Annotated in this window: 22 protein-coding genes; 12 read left to right on the forward strand and 10 right to left on the reverse strand. The window is 35.3% G+C overall.

Annotated elements, in window-relative coordinates; all coding sequences use genetic code 11:
* The first annotated feature begins 390 nt into the window (after window positions 1-390).
* Both L950_RS10385 and L950_RS35280 read left to right on the forward strand, forming a co-directional pair.
* Window positions 391-1,107, forward strand: a complete 717-nt coding sequence (locus L950_RS10385) for a PfkB family carbohydrate kinase (RefSeq protein ID WP_262507044.1) — start codon at window positions 391-393, stop codon at window positions 1,105-1,107.
* A 29-nt stretch (window positions 1,108-1,136) separates the two neighbouring features.
* Window positions 1,137-1,304 (forward strand): hypothetical protein, encoded by a 168-nt coding sequence (locus L950_RS35280; protein ID WP_262507045.1) that lies wholly within the window; start codon window positions 1,137-1,139, stop codon window positions 1,302-1,304.
* A 69-nt stretch (window positions 1,305-1,373) separates the two neighbouring features.
* On the opposite strand, the gene L950_RS10390 is transcribed toward L950_RS35280, so the two are convergent.
* A complete protein-coding gene (locus tag L950_RS10390) occupies window positions 1,374-1,733 on the reverse strand; it encodes a VOC family protein (RefSeq protein ID WP_021191545.1) in 360 nt (119 codons plus the stop codon).
* Between the two features lie 370 nt (window positions 1,734-2,103).
* Here L950_RS10390 and L950_RS10395 point away from each other — a divergent pair, with 370 nt between their 5' ends.
* The 3 genes from L950_RS10395 to L950_RS10405 all read left to right on the forward strand — a co-directional run bounded on the left by L950_RS10395 (window position 2,104) and on the right by L950_RS10405 (window position 4,391).
* Window positions 2,104-2,925 (forward strand): hypothetical protein, encoded by an 822-nt coding sequence (locus L950_RS10395; protein WP_156169646.1) that lies wholly within the window; start codon window positions 2,104-2,106, stop codon window positions 2,923-2,925.
* Between the two features lie 222 nt (window positions 2,926-3,147).
* A complete protein-coding gene (locus L950_RS10400; protein ID WP_156169647.1) occupies window positions 3,148-3,495 on the forward strand; it encodes a hypothetical protein in 348 nt (115 codons plus the stop codon).
* A 32-nt stretch (window positions 3,496-3,527) separates the two neighbouring features.
* A complete protein-coding gene (locus L950_RS10405) occupies window positions 3,528-4,391 on the forward strand; it encodes a hypothetical protein (protein ID WP_156169648.1) in 864 nt (287 codons plus the stop codon).
* Window positions 4,392-4,400: 9 nt separating this feature from the next.
* On the opposite strand, the gene L950_RS10410 is transcribed toward L950_RS10405, so the two are convergent.
* Window positions 4,401-5,183 carry a patatin-like phospholipase family protein gene (locus L950_RS10410; RefSeq protein ID WP_021191549.1) on the reverse strand — a complete coding sequence of 261 codons (783 nt, stop codon included), beginning with the start codon at window positions 5,181-5,183 and terminating at the stop codon, window positions 4,401-4,403.
* Window positions 5,184-5,726: 543 nt separating this feature from the next.
* On the opposite strand from L950_RS10410, the gene L950_RS26360 reads away from it, so the two are divergent.
* From L950_RS26360 to L950_RS28570, 5 genes are all read left to right on the forward strand, one after another.
* On the forward strand, window positions 5,727-6,575 hold the full coding sequence (locus L950_RS26360; RefSeq protein WP_021191550.1) for a GLPGLI family protein: 849 nt from the start codon (window positions 5,727-5,729) through the stop codon (window positions 6,573-6,575).
* A 116-nt stretch (window positions 6,576-6,691) separates the two neighbouring features.
* Window positions 6,692-7,567 carry a GLPGLI family protein gene (locus tag L950_RS26365; protein WP_021191551.1) on the forward strand — a complete coding sequence of 292 codons (876 nt, stop codon included), beginning with the start codon at window positions 6,692-6,694 and terminating at the stop codon, window positions 7,565-7,567.
* 1 nt (window position 7,568) lies between these two features.
* Window positions 7,569-8,801 (forward strand): carboxypeptidase-like regulatory domain-containing protein, encoded by a 1,233-nt coding sequence (locus L950_RS28560; protein ID WP_021191552.1) that lies wholly within the window; start codon window positions 7,569-7,571, stop codon window positions 8,799-8,801.
* A gap of 29 nt (window positions 8,802-8,830) precedes the next feature.
* Window positions 8,831-9,970 (forward strand): hypothetical protein, encoded by a 1,140-nt coding sequence (locus L950_RS28565; RefSeq protein WP_156169649.1) that lies wholly within the window; start codon window positions 8,831-8,833, stop codon window positions 9,968-9,970.
* 20 nt (window positions 9,971-9,990) lie between these two features.
* A complete protein-coding gene (locus L950_RS28570; protein ID WP_021191554.1) occupies window positions 9,991-10,239 on the forward strand; it encodes a hypothetical protein in 249 nt (82 codons plus the stop codon).
* Window positions 10,240-10,803: 564 nt separating this feature from the next.
* On the opposite strand, the gene L950_RS10430 is transcribed toward L950_RS28570, so the two are convergent.
* From L950_RS10430 to L950_RS10460, 8 genes are all read right to left on the reverse strand, one after another.
* Complete coding sequence (locus L950_RS10430; protein ID WP_021191555.1) at window positions 10,804-11,511, reverse strand: LytR/AlgR family response regulator transcription factor; 708 nt, start codon at window positions 11,509-11,511, stop codon at window positions 10,804-10,806.
* On the reverse strand, window positions 11,504-12,469 hold the full coding sequence (locus L950_RS10435) for a sensor histidine kinase (protein ID WP_197086377.1): 966 nt from the start codon (window positions 12,467-12,469) through the stop codon (window positions 11,504-11,506). The genes L950_RS10430 and L950_RS10435 overlap by 8 nt, the downstream gene beginning before the upstream one ends.
* A 362-nt stretch (window positions 12,470-12,831) precedes the next feature.
* The gene (locus L950_RS10440; RefSeq protein ID WP_031289233.1) at window positions 12,832-13,569 is read right to left on the reverse strand and encodes a type II CAAX prenyl endopeptidase Rce1 family protein; all 738 of its coding nucleotides are present in this window, start codon (window positions 13,567-13,569) and stop codon (window positions 12,832-12,834) included.
* A gap of 471 nt (window positions 13,570-14,040) precedes the next feature.
* Window positions 14,041-14,574: a DJ-1/PfpI family protein gene (locus L950_RS10445; RefSeq protein WP_021191558.1), complete on the reverse strand. Its 534-nt coding sequence runs from the start codon at window positions 14,572-14,574 to the stop codon at window positions 14,041-14,043.
* Window positions 14,575-14,595: 21 nt separating this feature from the next.
* On the reverse strand, window positions 14,596-15,141 hold the full coding sequence (locus tag L950_RS27780) for a GlxA family transcriptional regulator (protein ID WP_021191559.1): 546 nt from the start codon (window positions 15,139-15,141) through the stop codon (window positions 14,596-14,598).
* Entirely contained in the window at window positions 15,099-15,569 is a 471-nt protein-coding gene (locus L950_RS27785; RefSeq protein WP_084825421.1) for a DJ-1/PfpI family protein, read from the reverse strand. The genes L950_RS27780 and L950_RS27785 overlap by 43 nt, the downstream gene beginning before the upstream one ends.
* 305 nt (window positions 15,570-15,874) lie before the next feature.
* Entirely contained in the window at window positions 15,875-17,116 is a 1,242-nt protein-coding gene (locus L950_RS10455; protein ID WP_021191560.1) for a GTP-binding protein, read from the reverse strand.
* Between the two features lie 82 nt (window positions 17,117-17,198).
* On the reverse strand, window positions 17,199-17,405 hold the full coding sequence (locus L950_RS10460; protein WP_021191561.1) for a hypothetical protein: 207 nt from the start codon (window positions 17,403-17,405) through the stop codon (window positions 17,199-17,201).
* A gap of 344 nt (window positions 17,406-17,749) precedes the next feature.
* Here L950_RS10460 and L950_RS10465 point away from each other — a divergent pair, with 344 nt between their 5' ends.
* Together L950_RS10465 and L950_RS10470 are read left to right on the forward strand one after the other, a co-directional pair.
* On the forward strand, window positions 17,750-18,379 hold the full coding sequence (locus L950_RS10465) for an RNA polymerase sigma factor (protein ID WP_021191562.1): 630 nt from the start codon (window positions 17,750-17,752) through the stop codon (window positions 18,377-18,379).
* Between the two features lie 50 nt (window positions 18,380-18,429).
* Window positions 18,430-19,428 carry a FecR family protein gene (locus L950_RS10470; protein WP_021191563.1) on the forward strand — a complete coding sequence of 333 codons (999 nt, stop codon included), beginning with the start codon at window positions 18,430-18,432 and terminating at the stop codon, window positions 19,426-19,428.
* Window positions 19,429-19,436: the final 8 nt, after the last annotated feature.

The following is a 19,436-nucleotide window of genomic DNA, read 5'->3' on the forward strand; positions in this document are numbered from 1 at the left end:
GTAATTATAAACATTTTGTAGCTACTGTATTTTATAGTATCGAGATCAACGAAGTGATCGAGAGGTGTAAGTGTCGAGCAACAGGGAAAGTAAGGTTCAACGGTGCCGCTGAAGCGACTTTCTTTATTCATTGGTGTAAATAGAGGATTCTCAAATGGTTGGAAAAATCTGCGTGGCGGAAGCTCCGTAATAAGGGATTTGGAACGAAAAGTTCAACTCCACGATATGTATACTTCTGTGAAGGATACCACAGCACAAAAGAGCATCCATATGATTATCAAAAGAAAAATAAAATAGACAATAGGAAATATTTTGATAAATTAGTGTATACTGAGAGTACCGGGGGATGTGAATGAGTGGTAGCTCATTTTTTGGAAATAAGAAATTGGAATGATCGATAAAAAAAATAAAATAGCCTGTTTCGGCGAAGTACTGTGGGACATATTCCCTGGAGGAGATAGAAGAGCTGGGGGAGCACCCTTTAATGTCGCTTATCACTTGTCTAAAATGGGGGTTGAGGTCAATATGATAAGCAGCGTAGGAGATGACGAATTAGGTCGTGAATTGCTGCAGAAAATCGAAGATTGGAAAATACATTCTCCTGGCATACAGGTGAATAGTGCTTATCCTACGAGCACAGTTGTTGCGACTATCGATGAACATAATGATGCACATTATGATATTGTCCGGGAGGTTGCATGGGATTATATTGAAGTGAATGCTATTAATCAAGCAATGGTTAATGAATCGGATGCATTGGTTTTTGGTACACTGGCCACTCGTAATACCCAGTCTAAGAATACATTATTTGAGTTGCTTGAAAATAGTTCTTACAATGTATTTGATATCAATCTGCGAGCGCCACACTATGATGTACATGTGATAAAAGATCTGTTGCATAAAACACAGTTAGCAAAATTTAATAAAGCCGAGTTACGTATGATGATTGACTTTATGGGTAAGTCCTATACGACAGAAGAGGATTGTGTAAGTTTCCTACAGGACACTTTCAGGATGAACGAAGTTATTGTATCCAAAGGAAGTAAAGGAGCACTCTATGCTGATCATCATGATTTTATTCCATATCGACGATCCCTATTGAAGTAAAAGATACTGTTGGTAGTGGAGACTCCTTTTTGGCGGGATTTTTATCAAAAAGGTTTGAAAAAGGAAGTTCAGCAATTGAAATTATGAATCAAGCTGTTTCACTGGGAGCATTTGTTACTGCTCGAGTGGGAGCATGCCCAGATTATTCTAAGGCAGATTTTATTGCTTTTCAAAAAGAATCAGCACATAAAGATTAGAGGTTAAGCTATTATTTTCATGCAGGCCTGTGTTTATTTGGTTCATCAATACAGGCCTGCATGTTTAGTTTATTCTGACCAAACGGCCAGCTCATTGCCATCTGGATCTATAAATTGAAATCGTCTCCCACCAGGGAAGCTGAAGATTTCTTTTGTTATTATACCACCAGCTTTAATTACTTTTTCAAGAGTTGTTTCAAGAGCTTTAGAGTAAAGGATAATTAATATACTTCCCTTTACAGGAGTTCCTAAAGTAAAACCACCATCAATATATTCACCTTCAAATGCAGTGTAGTGAGGTCCATAATCGGTAAAAGTCCAACTGAAACATGCTGTATAAAAATTTTTGATCTGTTGAAGATCTTGTGATAAAAATTCAATATATTGGATCTGTTCGTGCTTGAGTTTTTGTGTAGGTGTATCTTTCATAATTTTTTGATTATAGATACAAATATAATGTACTATACTTATTTAATTCTGAAAAAACGACGATGATTGCACCTCTTCTTAAGTGATCAATAATTCTATGTAATTTACGCGATGATTTTAGAATAAAGAATATTTATCGATCAAGTTAATCTGATTAAGCTTTTATAGAAAGGGACACTTATAAGTTCATTTTAAGAATTCTTGTCGACAGTTTAATATTCTTCAAGATGTCTGTTTAGTATAACTTTTTTTTATTTTAATGGAAACGCCACGAATTGTAAGTGATGGTTTACAAATTGTAAATGCTTCGTGTTTTAGTCTTGTCGATTTTTATTTTTGGCCAATAAATTGTTATCAGTGAAATAGTAATTTGAATACTAGAAATACAACCGAAAATAAGATGGATCGAACCAATTCTAACTCAAGTCAATTTCAGAGCTCGGATAATTTGCCGGAACCGAAACCTAAATCAAATAAAAAAACTATTTTTTGGGTAGTTCTCATCATTGCCTTACTCGCGATAGTATGTTTTATTGCTTTTCAATTTGGAGTTTATAAACAGCGTCAGGAAGTTTATACAGAAGAGATCGCATATCCCGCTGATAGTGTTTTTGTAAATGGATGGGCTAGTCAAGAAGATTATGCATATTGGAAAAAAGCGGTTTTTACAATACCTGAATATAACGATATTCCTGTTCCATTTCAAAGGGCTATCGTAAAGATTTTTATGGACAATAAGTTCATGCAAAATGAAGATAACAATCAATATTTTTTCACAAAAATTAAAGATCGAGCACCTAAAGTAATTGCATATGGCAATTTTACTGGTCAAGGGGATAAAGAAATGGCTTTTCTACTTGAAAAACAAGATTTTGCCAGTAGTGCCATTTTCATTATAACTGATCAAGGTAATCTCCTGTACTGGAAAGAATTAAGTTCCGAGTTGCCGACCATCAAACGATTTGCAAAAGGCGCACTAATATATTTGAATGATATGAAGCTTGTTCCTGCACCAACTGATGGTATAATAAAGCAAAACAAAAACTCAAAATATGTGCTGATTTATAATCGTGAGACGAAAACCTTTGATGAACATTATCAATATACAGATGAGGATGTTAAAAATTCAAAACACGAAATGGAAGGTGATGAGGAAACAGTAGAAGAGGTCGATACCGCTGTTGTCGAATAGCCACAGTGTTTTAATGTATTTTTATAAAAAGCCATTGTTTGTAAATGATACTTAACTATATATACTCATCAGTGCACCGATTGAATAAGGTCACAACTGAATCTAGCAATGAATTAAAATCATGTAATAAAGACTCGCAGATCGATTCGATAAAGGCTCATCATAAAGAGGGTCTATTAGATGGTAAATGAAGATGCCTCCAAAATATAGCTTCAGCATATCTTGAAATTAACACGTACTCTATTGAACTTTTATAAAAAATATACAATGAAATTACTTCACTATTATTTTATTGCTACTGTGCTATTGATATGCATTTCTCAAAGTGGAAGTGCGCAAAGCAAAAAAACGAAAAAAATAATAAAAAAGGAGATCCTTAAACCGATTAAGAAACAAATTGAACCACCGGTTGTGGTGGGAAAAATAACTGATTCTATTTTTGCAGAAGTGCCTCCTATGATTGCATCTCCGATAAAAAATAATGATCTAGAAAATGATATCGCTGACAATGCTAAAGCCGCCCGTGAGAAAAAGTCTTATGATAAACCTTTCAATTTTGGCCATCTATAGATACGGTGATACATGAAGATTATCAGACATATTTGAAAAAGAAAAGATCGGCATTGAAAAACTATAGTACAGGTAAATTTTCGAATATGAATAAACCTGTACTGAAGTCAGTAAATGAACTTTGCTACGTCTTAGAGAATAATAAAATGGACACGGTTCGTTATTATGGCGATGGATGGAACGAACGTAAAGTATATGATAGCAATGGCATTCTGACTCATCTTTATGTTATTTTTGAAGATGAGAAGACTAAGCAAGATAGTGCTTATCTCACTACAGAGTACTTTTACAGTGGAGCACAATTAAAACTAAAATTATATTTTTGGTGGGAGACAGGTCAAAAAGAAGCTGAAGAAGAACTGGAATATAATGACGAAGGGGAACTTTGGAAAGTATACTATACTTCTTTAGATAAAAACGGTGATGAAGTGATCGAGGAGGGCAGAGGCTTTCGGACGCTCTATAAGTACGAGGATCATAGACAGATTGAAGAAAATTATGAACGTGTCGAGGATGCTATGAATGAATTTGTCTTAAGTGAAACAATTTATAAAACACTTGGTAATGGCGGAGTGCTTATTGAAAGTAAAAAAGTAGAGTGGCCACAGAAAACTCCATCTATAATTACCCGTTATAAATACGATGCCAAAGGGAACAAAATTTTTTCAGGAGATCAAAACTCTTCTTACACCTATCAATATAATGAACAGGGGGATGTTGTCTCTTCCATTTACAAAACCGCAGATCCTAATTATGGTAGTACAACTACCTATTCTTATACATATGATCAGAACAACAACTGGGTGATGAGAGAAGAGGTTGTTATTGATAAAGATCAAGAAACGACAACAGAAAAAGTGTTTTTATGGAAGCGCGAGCTTTCTTATCATGATTAAAACTAGCTATTAGCCGAGTTCTTTCTGGAGATTTAAAAATTCTTTCTCAAATTTTTTCGCGTAGTTATATCCGAATTCATATATCTGATTCACTCTACTTGTGTCAAATGTTTTAAACTGATTGATTTCCTCAGGCTGTATAAATATATCGCAATCGCCAGGAGCTTCAGCCTTAATGTTTGAGGTTGTAATTCGGATAATACGTTCCACAATCTGCTTGTAGTTCAGTCGTCCTTCGGAACGGTTGACCGGATTCACATTGATGCCGATACTTTTATTGCATGTTGCTTTAATCTGCTCCACCGGAAAGTTATTTAATATTCCGCCATCACATAAGTAACGGTTATTTTTATAAGCTACCGGCTGAAATACCAGAGGAAAACAGCAGGAAGATTTAATAGCAAAAGATAGTGAGCCTTGGTTGAAGATAAGAGACTCCGCATTGGTTAAATCTGTAACAGCAACATATAGGGGCATTTTCAAGCTTTCGAAGCTGTCGTGCGGAATATATTTTTTAATGATTTTTTCAAAAATATCTGCACTGAACAGGCCATCAGTTCTAATGGAGAAGTCGGAATAGGTGAAGAATTTTTCCTGTTTTACCAACTCCAATATCTCTAGCGGAGCGTATCCTTCAGCTATAAACGCACCGACCAAAGCTCCTGCACTCGCTCCTGAAATAGCATGAAGCTGTATGTTCAGTTCCTGAAGATATTGGAGTATGCCCAAATGGGCGATTCCTCTAAAGCCACCACCGGAAAGCGTAATTCCTATTTTGTTATTTACAATCATTTAAATTTTATTGTAAGAATTCCTAATACTAATAAAAAAAGCAACGATCCATATTCACTAACTATTGAATGTAGTCTGTTGTTAGATTTTAAGTAGGTTTTTCCAGGCTGTATTTAATTATTAAATTTCTCTTATCATTGATTTCCACATTTGCCAAGGATATCTTGACATATAAAACTAGCAAATAAAATCATACGATCAAAAAGCTGTTATCATAATGCTTGCTGTTCTACAATAAGACAAGTCTATTTTTTACTTTGCATTGATGTCTGTTATATAAGCCTACGGTTAGTCCGTGATCTTCATTGTACAACGACAAAGATGATGAGCTAAGCGCTATATATTCTATATAAATGGCTATAAAGATTATTATTAAACTGTTATAAGGAGATCACTAAATATTGATAATTATAAATGTGAAGACATGTGATTTGATTTTATTTATCAATGAATCAGTTATTTATATATTTATTTTATGATTTTCCTTAATGAGTATTTGTTAATTACGAATATTTCGTAAGTTTACAAATAAATCGTAAAATTATGAAGAAAATCTTATTAACCACATTCATTTCATTCAGCCTGCTCTCTCTTCATGCACAAGAAAAGGCAATTGCTAAAATACATTACATCTTTAAGCATGTTAATGATACCACACAAAAAGACAAACATATACGTGATGAAGTTGCTACTTACCTTGGTAAACAAGCTAGTTATTACACCAGTTATTCTAGTACTAGAATGCAAGAACAGACTTCAAAAATACTATCAGCTCCGGATTTTGATGGTAATTTAGTGATTTCCAGATCGACTAGTGGTATCAAGGAATCTTATCTTTTAGAACCTTCGAAGTCCAAGATGGTAGAAGTAAAACGTGTTGCATCTGATGAGTTTTTATTAGAGACTACTTATCCTAAGCAGGATTGGGATATAGAAGATGAAACCAAAGTAATTGGTGGATATACTTGTCAAAAAGCAACTACAACTTTTGCTGGTCGTCATTACACCGCTTGGTTTACAACAGATATTCCTTTTTCTTTTGGACCTTGGAAATTGCATGGCTTACCAGGACTGATCTTGGCGGTAAAGGATGACAAGAGTGAGGTGGAATTTGAATATTCTGGCTTTGATAAATTAACTGATGATGTACAAGTGAAAATTGGAACTCCTGCAAATGCAATTTTGTCTAAAAAAGATGAAGTAGAGAAATTAGAGCAGGCTTTTAAGGCAAATCCCAGTGCCTATATGCAAACCAGATCTAGCCGAAGATCTACAGGCGCTGGTGTTTTTGTTAGCATTAGTGGCGCGAGTTCATCAGCTCCAGCTATGGATGCTTCAAAAATTAAATCGATGACTATTAAGAATGATGATGATTATAAGCCTCTTCTGTGATCAATAATCCACTCGAGTTAAAACCGTATTAAAAACCCTAAAATTATTCGAATCGGAATATAATACTTTGGCTTCGTTACGCCTTATTCTTAATTCAACTGCTTTAGACCAAAAAAATGAAAAGAAATCTATTCATCGTATTGATGTTATTAACGGGGATCACTGTTAAGGCTCAAGAAAAGGCAATTGCGAAAGTTCACTACCTCTTTAAACACGTTAATGATACAACACAACGAGATAAATATCGGAGAGATGAAGTCGTAACTTATTTAAGTCCCCAAACAAGCTATTACACAAGTTATTCATCTACTAGAACACAAGAACAATCTGCGCAACAGATGGATGCTCTAAATTTTGATGGTCATGTTATTGTTTCGAAATCCACTAGCGGAATAAGAGAATCTTATCTTTTAGAATCCTCTAAATCCAATATGATTGAAGTGAAACGTGTAGCATCCGATGAGTTCTTGTTGGATGCAGTATATCCTAAACAAGACTGGGATATTCATGATGATACTAAAGTAATAGGCGGATATACTTGTCAAAAAGCGACAACGACTTTTGGCGGTCGACATTACACAACTTGGTTTACAACAGATCTTCCTTTTTCTTTTGGACCATGGAAATTACACGGCTTACCAGGATTAATTTTGGAAGCCAGGGATGATAAAAGTGAAGTTGAGTTCGAGTATTCTGGTTTTGATAAACTTGCTGATAGTGTTCAGATTACGATTGGTGCTCCGGTTGATGTTATTTTATCAGCACCTGAAGAGGTAGAAAAATTGTACAAGGCTTTTAAAACCAATCCAAAGGCGTATATGCAAACAAAATCGGGTGGTTCTTCCTCTATAAAAAAGAGTGGAGTTTTTGTAACGAGCGACGTGCCATTTTCAACTATCGACCCTAATAAAATTAAATCGATATCTATTAAAAATGATGATAATTATAAACCTTCTTCGGTCACTAATAATCCTTTAGAATTAAAACCATAATATGTTATTAAGATCTCTTACTGTAATATGCTATATACTTTGTAGTGCATGGGTTTTTGGGCAGCAGGTTGCCATTGAAGGGGTATTAGTAGATAAGGCGTCGGGAAAACCGTTAAATTATATCCATGTGGTACTGAAGTCAAGTGACCATAAATTGTTAACCTTTAAAGAAACAAATGAGAATGGGGCTTTTTCTTTAACTACATTGAAAGGTGTGGATGGAGCATATCTCGAGATCAACCACTTAGGGTATCATAAAAAAATAATTCCATTGACAGATCTTCGTACTAAAAAAACGATTGAACTTGAACAGAAAGCTGTTTTATTGGATGATGTTGAAGTCAAAAGTAGACCGAAGATCCGTCGAATCGGGGATACATTATCTTATGATGTTTCGACGTTTGCAAAGGATGAGGATCGTAGCATTGGTGAGGTTTTAAAACGCATGCCAGGTATTGAAGTTGGAGAAAACGGTGCTATCAAGTACCAAGGTAAATCTATTTCTAAGTTTTATATCGATGGAGACGATCTGCTGGATGATCGCTACTCTATCGGCACGAAAACTATTCCACATAAGATGGTAAAGGATATACAGGTACTGACCAACCACGAACATATGAAAGTGTTGAAAAATAAGCGTTTTACAGATAATGTGGCGATAAATCTGGTTATTAAAGACGATGCTAAGCTCAAGTTAACCGGTCAGGCTAAACTGGGAGCGGGAATGCCCAAGCAATATGATGCAGAAGTCAATACGATCTTGTTCAATAAAAAATATAAGGTATTGAATGTGCTGCAGGGAAATAATATAGGTAATGACTTGACTGGTGATTTTACTGGATTTAATCAAAGTTCCGTGTTTGCACAAATGGGGTATTCACCTATAAATAATTTGCTTGCTGTAGGGACTGTTGGTGGTCCTCCTGTAGCAAAATCAAATTATTTTATGAATAATACAGTGGCTTTAAATGCAAATAATCTATTGAATATAAAAAATGGTTTGCAACTGAAGTCGAATGTACAGCTCTTGTATGATAAGAATAATACCACTTTTCAAGGAAAAACAAGCTATTTTTCGGAAGAAGGAGATTTTGTATTTGATGAAAACCAATATACAGAAACAGCGGAATGGCTAGCAGCATTTCGGTTGTCATTGAACAAGAACATGGAAAAGCGTTATATCAATAATACGTTCTCGTTCGAATATGAAAAAGAAGATCGCGCGCCACAATAGGGAGTAATGGAAATACTATTTTCGGGAATTTGAACCATAAAATTAGAGGCTTTTCTAATCAATTGGAATGGGTTCCTCAACTTAAAAATGGAGATATTGTGCAGATCAATTGGTATATGAATTACGCCAATAAACCACAGACCTTAGCTTTTTCTCCTGGTCTTTTTCCGGATATCTTTGCTTCAGGAATATCATATGAACAAACACTGCAACATGTTGAAGTTCCCACAATTTTTACGAATGGTAGTATCGGATATAGGCTTCCCAAAGGAAAGATCAAACAATACTATACGCTGGGGGCAATGATGGAAGACCAAAAACTCAAATCGGGTATTGATCTCAATAAAGAAGGAATTGTAAAGGCTACAGATGTTGATTCTACGGAGAATAATATGCACTGGAATCGTTCATCGTTTTCTGTCAATGCAGACTATGAATGGAGTATTAATAGACTAGCCACAAAGTTGAGTTTGCCTTTATCATGGCAACACACCAGTTATATTGATGACGGTTTTAGTATCGATAATAGCCAGAATAATCTTTTATTTAATCCTTCATTTTCAGCTCGTTTGCAAGTACACCAAGAGGATGAACTTAGTTTTTCTTATCAGAGAGGCAATACTTTTGGAACTATCGAAAATGTGTATCGAGGTTTACTGATTAGAAATTACCGGACTTTATCGACTAATAGTGGTGGGATCAATGAAAATAGGAGCAATAATTTTGGATTAAACTATAAGTTAGGTAAAACAATAAAACTGCTATTTTTTAATTTTGGATTGGGCTACAACCAATCCATATCAAGTACAATGCTTTCTAATGTAATCAATGAGGAGTCGACTCAAACACAGCTGATCGCCCAAGAAAATGAAGTGAAGTCCTATAGTGCTTCTGCTGGGATTGATAAATACATTTTTGCTTTATCGAGTACGGTGAAAATTGCTGCATCGTGGTCTTTGTCGGACTATAATCAGTTATTTAATGAGGAGATACTTCCATTTCAGAATACAAGTTATACGTTGAGGCCAAATATGGAATTTAAAATATGGAAGCAGTTGAACCTTTCTTATACTGGACAATTATCTTGGGTAAGTACGAAACAAAAGGGTGGATCTGATGAATTAAATAGAAATACATTTAATGCTTCACATCAAATGAGTTACCGGTAAATCTATTTTCAAGCGTTCATTTGCGTTTAAGTGCTAGAAATACGTATTCCCATCAACCGGGATTGAAAGATTTTAATTATGTTTTCTTTGATACATTTTTACGCTATCGTCACAAGAAGTTGAAAACGGATTTTGAACTAAATTTGACGAATTTGGCAAATGTGAAGAAATTTGAAACCTATTACATATCGGCGAATATGCAGACTCATAATCAGTATGAACTACGAGGCAGGATGGCTGTTTTAAAAGCGGTGTTTAATTTTAAATAATAGTTGATCTAAAGGAAGTTTTACCCTTGACGGTTATTTTTAGCCAACCTCGACCGCAGTAAGGTTAAAAGCTGTTGTTCTGAGATCGCTAAGACATCAACATCGATCCAAAGTAAATCTGGTTTTGACCTAAAAGGCGACCTATTTTATTTAAAGCAGTTAAGTATGTCGTACGTTTAACTTGGTCATATTTTTTTTCGTTCCTAACTTTGATAAAGATTTGATTTTGGGTACGAAAGCCAGATTCAAAACTTTGAATTTCTTCCCAAGGAATAAAAATGGATGTATCAGCGGTGTTATTTAATATACCTTGTTCCTCAATGCTTAATCCTGGTCGGCCATTTTATGATCGATCCAGAATTTTATCTTGTGAAAATATAAAATATGTAAAGTTATGCATATTAAAAATATTAGTATGGGGGCATAGCTATTGGACGAGGTATAAAAGATGAAAAGTAATAGTACAATAAATGCAATACAAAGGAAAATGCCTGTCATAATATTGCTCTTCTTAAATTGTATATCTACCATAAGGATCTCTTTTAAATATTAAAATTATCTTTTTTATTTGATGCCCAATAAGGTGAAAAACTCCTCCTTTTTGTTTACAGCGATCGCTATTGATTTGCCATTGGTTAATTCGATCATATTTCCGGTAACTGTTTTTACAGCTTCTATGTTGAGGATAAACGACCGCTGAATACGAAAAAATAGTTGCTTATCAAGGATTTCTTCCATGGATTTGAGCGTAGCTTGTGTGGTATATGTTTTTTCGTAAACAACGATTTTTAGATAATCTCCTTGGGATTCAATGTACAGAATTTCATGCAATAAGATCTTCACTAATTTTCCTTCTGATTTTATAAATATACGATCAGGTCTTGCTTCTTGTATCTTTGGAGTTTTACCGGCCAATACACTTTCTTTGGCTCTATTTACTGCTTTTAAAAAGCGATCGAATCGAACGGGCTTAACTAAGTAATCTGTTACCCCAGCATCAAAACTATCCAATGCGAAATCACGATGTGCGGTAATAAAAATAATAACAGGTGGATTGACCAAGGCATTTACCAACTCCATACCATTAATTTTCGGCATCTGGATATCGCTAAACATGATGTCAACAGCATTACTTTGTAAATACAGCAATGCTTCTACAGGATCTCCAAATGAGCCGACAAGCTTAAGGAAGGGTATTTCTTTTACAAATGATTCTATAATTTCTCTACCAAGTGGTTCATCATCGGTGACGATACAGGTGAATTTATCCATAATTTGCTAAATCTATTTTTAAGTTGACGATAAATTTATTTTGTAAATGCTCTATTTTGAGTTCGTGTTTATTGGGATATAACAATTGAAGTCTCTTTTGTAAATTAGATAGACCTATACCACCAAAGTTTTTTGTCGGGACAAAGTCTTCAACATCATTCTCAAGATGAAAGTAAAAATGATGATCCTTAACTTTTATCGTCAAATATATAAGCTGTTCTTTATTATTTTTGAGTCCGTACTTAAAAGCATTTTCAATACATGTAAATGTTAAGAGAGGAGCGATGTATAAACCTAATAATGCACTTTCTTCAGGAAGATCAAATTGGATCTTTTTATCTACCGGGTATCGCATTTTTTCGAGTTCACCATAGTTTTTTATAAATTCCAATTCTTTCTGCAAGGATACTTTTTCCGTGTTAGACTCATAAAGTGTATAACTCATAATGTCCGAAAGACTTACAATCACCTCTGGCGTAGTGGGATCTTTCTTAATTGCAAGACCATAGAGATTATTTAAAGTATTGAATAGAAAATGTGGATTAAGCTGTGCTTTTAAAAAATTCTTTTCAATATTGATATTCTCAATTTCTAATGAAGCTTTTTCGTTTTGAATTTTTAAGGTTTTACTGTATAATTTTGAAATTTCAAATAGAATTTTGACAAAAAAGAAAGGCGATAGAATTGAAATGACAATGAATGCTTGTGAAATCATGCGTTTTACAGATACGGCTTGTAAGAACGTCTGATCGGCACTCATCTTAATAGCATTCTTTAGTTCTCCATTTTCTATTTCAAAGCCCAGCGCATGGTAGATTAGGGAGAAAAAATAGGTAGTAGCAATCCAGATAAATAGCAATATCGGCAAACTAATGACTAGAAGTAAAATGATCTTATTCTTGCTACCGGATAAAATCTTGGGAAGTAACACATAAAAGAACAGATAGAAAACGAGCATATTAACGCTTGTCATCCTAATGGTTAGGATGGTAGCATTAAAAAAAGAGAGTTTATATGCAAGTATGTAGCTCAACAGCAATAAGATGGAAAAAGTGAACCACATGCAGACATGAAGTAAAATTCGACTGGTTTTGCTGTATAAACTATCAAAATCAAATTCAGCTATTTTACTTGTTAAATAACTAGATAAAATTCTCGTATCCTGCGACATGATGTTTGTTTAAATGATCAACCAAATATAGTTTTTTGAACGAGTTATAGGATTACTTTTCATATAAAAAGAGAATTGCTTATGGTATTTACGATCGCTTGTTAGCAGATTCATGATTCACCTATTGCCCTATTTCAGCATATGTTCCACTATAATATTCGTATCAGTGCATTCAATACATTGACCATATTGTGGCCTATTATGGGATAAATCAGATTACCTGTAAATTTCCTTAGCAAGCCAAGACTTAACGAAGATATCAGCGTGAGGTAGATGATGGTTATGATATCAAATTTGAGTTGATGATCTTCCGTTAACACAAGACCATGTGCAACACTGAATAGCAGGGTCACGATAATAAATCCCCAGCCAAATGAGATGCCTTTGATATTCCATTGGGGAGTAAAAGCTTGATCAAGAAGCCAAAAGCAAATGCCTCTAAAAACTAATTCTTCGGTTAAGCCTGGCATTGTAGCCTGGAAAGCGAATGCCTCAAGATCAAAATGACCTCCTTTAGGGAATAAGATAAATTTGAAAATCAAATCAAAAAGTAAGAATCCAAGGAATATGGATATACCGAATTTCACCTGTTTCTTTGCATTACTTTTCGAGGTGAATCCGATCTGCTCACGATGGGTTTTGCTTACCGAGAAAATGATGGTCAGCGATAACAATAAACTCAATATTTTACCGATCCATGAAAATTTAAGGCCGATCGAATCAAGGCTAAAATATTGTCTGCTAAAATGTTGGATATAACAATCCGTTAAAAAATAGACGATAAAAAGGATTAAAAATTTTGTATTTACTTTTTTCGTTTTGGCAAAAGCAATAGCCATTAACGGTAGCATCAAAGAGATCCAAATAAGCGGTGTGAATAGTGACATATCTTTTAATTTTTCTTAAAAATATGTGAATGCAGCATTCGATGAAATTTCTACCGATGAAAAGGTGGAATCAGCCGATGGAAGGTGTTGATCGATAAAGGAATTGCATACAACGCTGATCAATGGTTTAAAGCACGATCAAAAAAGTTAGTAATGGGCAAAATCACTTCATGCGACATGAAGTGATTTTTAAAATAACCTAACTAGCTCTTCAAAAACTGAAAGTAAAATCCACAGGGTATGCGTTTAAAGGAATTGAGCAATCCTTTAATTGATGTTATTTTACTTGATGTAAGAAAGAATGGATAGGTGAAGTGATCATGTAAAGACTGTTTTTCAATCTTATACGATACGATTATCCAGGTAAGTGAGCTTAATGAATTTGCAATTCTGCTTTATACTCAAAAATTTCAATAATCTGTTGAGCCACATCCTGACCAAGGATATCTGTCACCATATATAAGGCTGCATCTATACCGCTGTGATGCCTGCAGTAGTTAATAAGTCACCCTGATCAATATATCGAGGCCCTGTTACAACTTGACTGTCCGGATTTAGTTCTTGTAACAGATCTGTCATCATAAAATGACTGGTAATAGATTTTCCATCTAAAAGCTTAGTATTCGAAAGTAATAGCGCACCTGTACAAATACTGGCAATTACAGTATCACGTTGTGCCTGAGCTGTAACCCATGCTGTGAATCGGGATTCAAAATGCTCGTCTTTGAATAATTTGATAATTGTTTCAGGAAATGCTCCAGGTACGATAATCAGATCTGCTTGTGGACAATTATCAATTGTATAATTAGGAATAATTTGCATGGTATTGGATTCTGCAAATATAGGCGTAGTATCCAAGGCAACAGTATAACAATTAAAGCTGTTTGGTATTATTATATTTGCTTTTACAAATACATCTAAAGGTCCGTTTAGATCTAATACTTCTACTTGGTCAAAAACAAAAAATGCAATGTTTTTGATAGTTTTATCTTTGTTGATCTCCATTTTTGAAAAGGTATTTATGAATTAATGTTGAAATGTTTTTCGATACTGTATTGCACTAATTTTATAGTATTTATAAAACAGCTTGTTTAAGGAGCTGACCTGATCATAGCCGCATTGAACACTGATAATCGTTAAGGTGTCAGCAGTGTAAGCAAGTAGTTGTTTTGCTTTTTCTAAACGTATTTTTTCGATAAATTGTCCAGGCGGAAAACAAGTTTCTTTTTTAAAGACCCGTGAAAAATTACGGGGACTCATGTTTACTGCGGATGCTAGTTGTTCAAGATTTAATGTTTCTTCAATACGTGCATTAGCATAGTGATAAACTTTTTGAACAAGTTCACTCATATTTTCAACAGCAGGTAATTCTTCAGAAAAAAGTGATTGATCCGAGAGTCTATGTACTCCAAATACCAGATGTTTGGCCACCTGTATGGTTATGTCCCGCCCCACATCTTCTTCAACTAAATGTAATGCCAAGTTGATTCCAGAAGTGATCCCGCCAGAGCTATAGATATTGCCATCCTTTAAAAAAATAGATCGGGCGTCAACATGAATTTCAGGATACATACTTTAAGCAGACCTGCATATTTCCAGTGTGTGGTCACTGTTTTATTTTTCAGCAGGCCGCTTTTGGCCATTAGAAATGTGCCGACGCAGATCGAAGCTAGGCGATTTACCTGCGGGTATATTTGCTTGAGCCATGTATAGGCCGTTTCATCAAGATTTTCAAATAAATTTGGGTGCGTGCCCGCAATGATCAAGGTATCTATAGGTGTTGTTATATTGAAAATACTTGCGTCGCATTGGAGCTTGATACCTGAATTTGATGTGACAGTTTCAGATTTTAATGCCGACAGGTAATGAAGCTGATAGGGTGCGCCATAACCTACTTTTTTTAAAATCTCATTGGCCGTATGAAAGACATCAGTAGGTCCTGCTACATCCAATAATTGTACATCTGGTAATATCAAAATGGCAATATTTTTCTTATCCATGTCTCAACGTAATTTGCATATTGATTAGGACAAAGGTACTCGATCGTAACAGGATCATCAATGACAATATGCTGTGTTATCGTGCCATTTTTTTTGATAATTTATTTAAAGCTTATGGATATACTTGAATGGTTATTTCATTATTTTGATCCGTTCAGGATGTGAGCTTTTTAAAATAAAACCTGCTATCAGGTCAATTTTATGATGAAGGGGGTATCTGCATGTTGAAGTCCGATGATAATAAAATTGCATGGAGCATACTTATGCTACCATGCTATTTTATTTTTTCACTGATCTTCTCCACTTTATATATTTGTTGGAAAAGGATCTTCGAATAGGATGTTTTTATCAAACAGATAAAACTCATCTTCTTGGAGTAAGCATTTTTCCAGATCCAGCATTACTTTTTTTTCGTTTATGTCTTGTCCGATAAAGACAAGTTCATTTATCCTGTCGCCCCATTGTTTACTCCAGCGACTTTCAATATAGTCTTTGTTGGCTACATAACTTTCAAACTGTATGCGTTCAAAGTAAGACATGCTGCTCCACCACACGCCAGCTGTTTCTAGGCGTGAAGATCCGCCTGCCTGAGAAAAATTTAAAGCTTCATCCCGACGAGAAGCTAGCCAAAAAAGACCTTTGGCACGTATAATACCTGCGGGATAGTTATGGTTTAAGTAATGCCAAAACCGTTCAGGATGAAAAGGTCTTTGATTTCTGAATACGAACGAACTAATCCCGTATTCTTCAGTTTCAGGAACATGATGCTCCGACTCCAACTCCTTTTGCCATCCCGCCGAAGTCTGGGCTTCATCAAAATCAAACAGGTTGGTGTTTAATATTGCTTTTGGACTTACCTTTCCAAAAACAGAACTGATAATATTTGCTTCTGGATTTAATTTGTGTATCGCAGCCTTTAAAATACCAACTGTTCCAGCATCCACCAAATCTGTTTTATTCAGGATGATGACATTGGCAAATTCGATCTGATCGGTAAGCAGGTTGACAATGGTTCGGTCGTCCCCCTCCATATCCGTTAGATTGCGATCCTGTAGCAGTTCATTTGTTCCAAAGTCCTTGAAAAAATTAAAGCAGTCCACTACCGTAACCATGGTATCAATGTAACTGAAGCGAGACAAGTCTATCCCATGTTCTTCGTCAACATAGGAAAAAGTTTGCGCTACCGGAATAGGTTCACTGATACCCGTACTTTCAATCAATAAATAATCAAATCGTCCTTCATTCGCAAGTTTTTCAACTTCAACCATGAGATCTTCACGGAGTGTACAGCAAATGCAACCGTTGCTCATTTCTACTAATTTTTCTTCCGTACGTGATAGTGTGTTTTGATTTTCAACCAATCGTGCATCGACATTCACTTCGCTCATATCGTTGACAATTACTGCAACTTTTAAGCCCTCTTTGTTCTGCAAAATATGGTTAAGTAAGGTTGTTTTTCCAGCACCAAGGAAACCGCTTAATACGGTGACCGGAAGTTTCTTGCCGATGCTCAAAGCAGGATTTGATAAAGATGTTTCTGTCTGCATGTAGTTAATTCTTTAGAGTTTTATATTAAGCACTATCAATATGAGTAGAAGTATTCAGTTGTATTGCCTTGTTAATTTTAGCCTAAATCGAGCCTTCAACTATTTTTGTAAACCAGCCAATGATATTTTGATAATGTTGAAAACCATATAAGCGGATGAATTTTTTCGTTTCGGGCTTATCCAAATCATGGTAAACAGCAAGCCTCCTAGTTGCAAATTCTTTCGTAAGACTGATCTTGCAATCATTTACCAAACAGGTTTTCCATTGTTCAAATGTTTGAGGTATCATATATAATCTGTTTTCTGAATTGTTATACAAAAGCAAATATAGGAAATAACTACACTAAATGCAATTAAGTTGCATTTAGTGTAGTTATAAAAAGTGAAGAAATAAATCTGGTACAAACCCAATATTATTAAAAAAATGCATGTTGATTCAAATGATCTATTGTTTTAAGTAAGGGGGGCAAATATTGTCGATGGGGCAATACAGGCAAGATATGTGATGTTTGTTGCTAGCTTGTTTTTATGCTGCTCTTAGAGATGACATGATTTGGTTATTTATAATTAATGCTCTGTTAATATGCGTTCTATTTCTTTGTAAGGAATAGTTAACCGTATTATTTTGAATTTATGCCTCTTATAAAACGCCACGACCTGAAAGAACACTGGAATAAATTTGTTATCGAAGAATGTGAAGAAGCGTTTTATCAGATTTACGAATACTATCACCATTACCTAAGCTATGTCGGCACCAAACGTGGTTTTGCTATTGATATTATTCAAGATGCCATTAACGATGTCTTTCTTTATTTATGGGAAAATAGGATAAAAAGCAGTGCGATACAGAATCAGCATAATTACATTATTACCATATTTTTGCGCCAGCTATTCCGTGGCGACGCAAAAAAATACGAAATGATACCTACCATGGCTACTTTATTAGAAAACTGTGAGGTACCTTCTGTTGAAGATGGATTTATACAGCGTTATACGGAAGATGAGGTCGGTCGCTTTGTAAAAGAAAAAGTAGATGAGCTTGGCGAGAAGCAACGCTTGTTGATTTATCAGAAATTTTACCTTGGATTATCCTATCATGAGATCGCTGTTGCAAATGGTATTTCGATCAATACGGTCTACAACACCATCTATAAGTCTGTTGATAAATTACGAAATCTGTTGACTGAAGAACAAGAAACTTTCCTTAAAATAGCCATTGGCGCCCTTTCAACATTTTTTTTATTTTTTTTAGAAAATCAGTAGTGAAAAAAGCTTACTCCATGCTCTATTGATCAAATGAAGAAAAATAAAACATGGAAGAACTGAATCTGAAAGCATTATTAGCAGATGAGAGCTTCATTAACTATTGTAAAGGATACCCTGCTCATGATGTTGCCAAATGGGAGAATTGGCTTCAGGATCGTCCGCAGTATCGTAAAGAAGTTGAAGAACAGAAGCGTATCGTACAAGCGCTGGCTTATCATGCTACCGTTACGACTGCTGAAGATAATTATCTTCGACTTAAGAAGCGGATCGCTAAAAAAAATAAGAAACTGGATCCGGGTTTTCGAATTTCCTCATGGCTAAAGATCGCAGCTTCACTACTGCTCATCTGTTCCATCTCTTACTTGATTTTTCGTCAATCTTTCCTGTCTAAGCCTGATAACAATACGCAAAGTTTAGTGATACCGGGAGAAGATAAAGCTTTATTGACTCTAGCAGATGGTTCTACGATTTCATTAGATGAAGTTGCCGTAGGAACATTAGCCCTAGAAGGCGGAGTCCGTGTAGAGAAAACAAAAAGTGGTCAACTTATTTACAGTGTTTCCGAATCCGAATCCAATAACAAGAATGCTTCCAATACCATTACTACTCCTAAAGGAGGGCAGTATCGACTTACCTTACCTGATGGCTCTAAGGCTTGGTTGAATGCTTCATCAACCTTACACTATCCCCTACATTTTGAGCATAACGAGCGCCGGGTAAAAATGACCGGTGAGGTATATTTTGAAATTGCCAAAATGGAAAAGCGTCAGCATGGTCGGGTCGAGCGTATCCCTTTTTATGTGGAAACAGCGCATCAGGAGATCCAAGTATTAGGTACGCATTTTAATGTGAACTCCTATCCCGATGAACCCGGAATAGTTACCACACTGCTGGAAGGAAGTGTGCGCGTAACTTCTTCTTTAAACGGCGAATCGATTCTGTTGCGTCCCGGACAGCAGTCATTCTTAGATAAACAGCTGGTCGTAAGTACGGCAGATGTCGAGCAGCAGGTAGCGTGGACGCCGGAGATTTTGTGTTTAAAGTGAGCCATTAA

Source organism: Sphingobacterium sp. IITKGP-BTPF85 (assembly GCF_001006065.1).
Taxonomy (GTDB): domain Bacteria; phylum Bacteroidota; class Bacteroidia; order Sphingobacteriales; family Sphingobacteriaceae; genus Sphingobacterium; species Sphingobacterium anhuiense.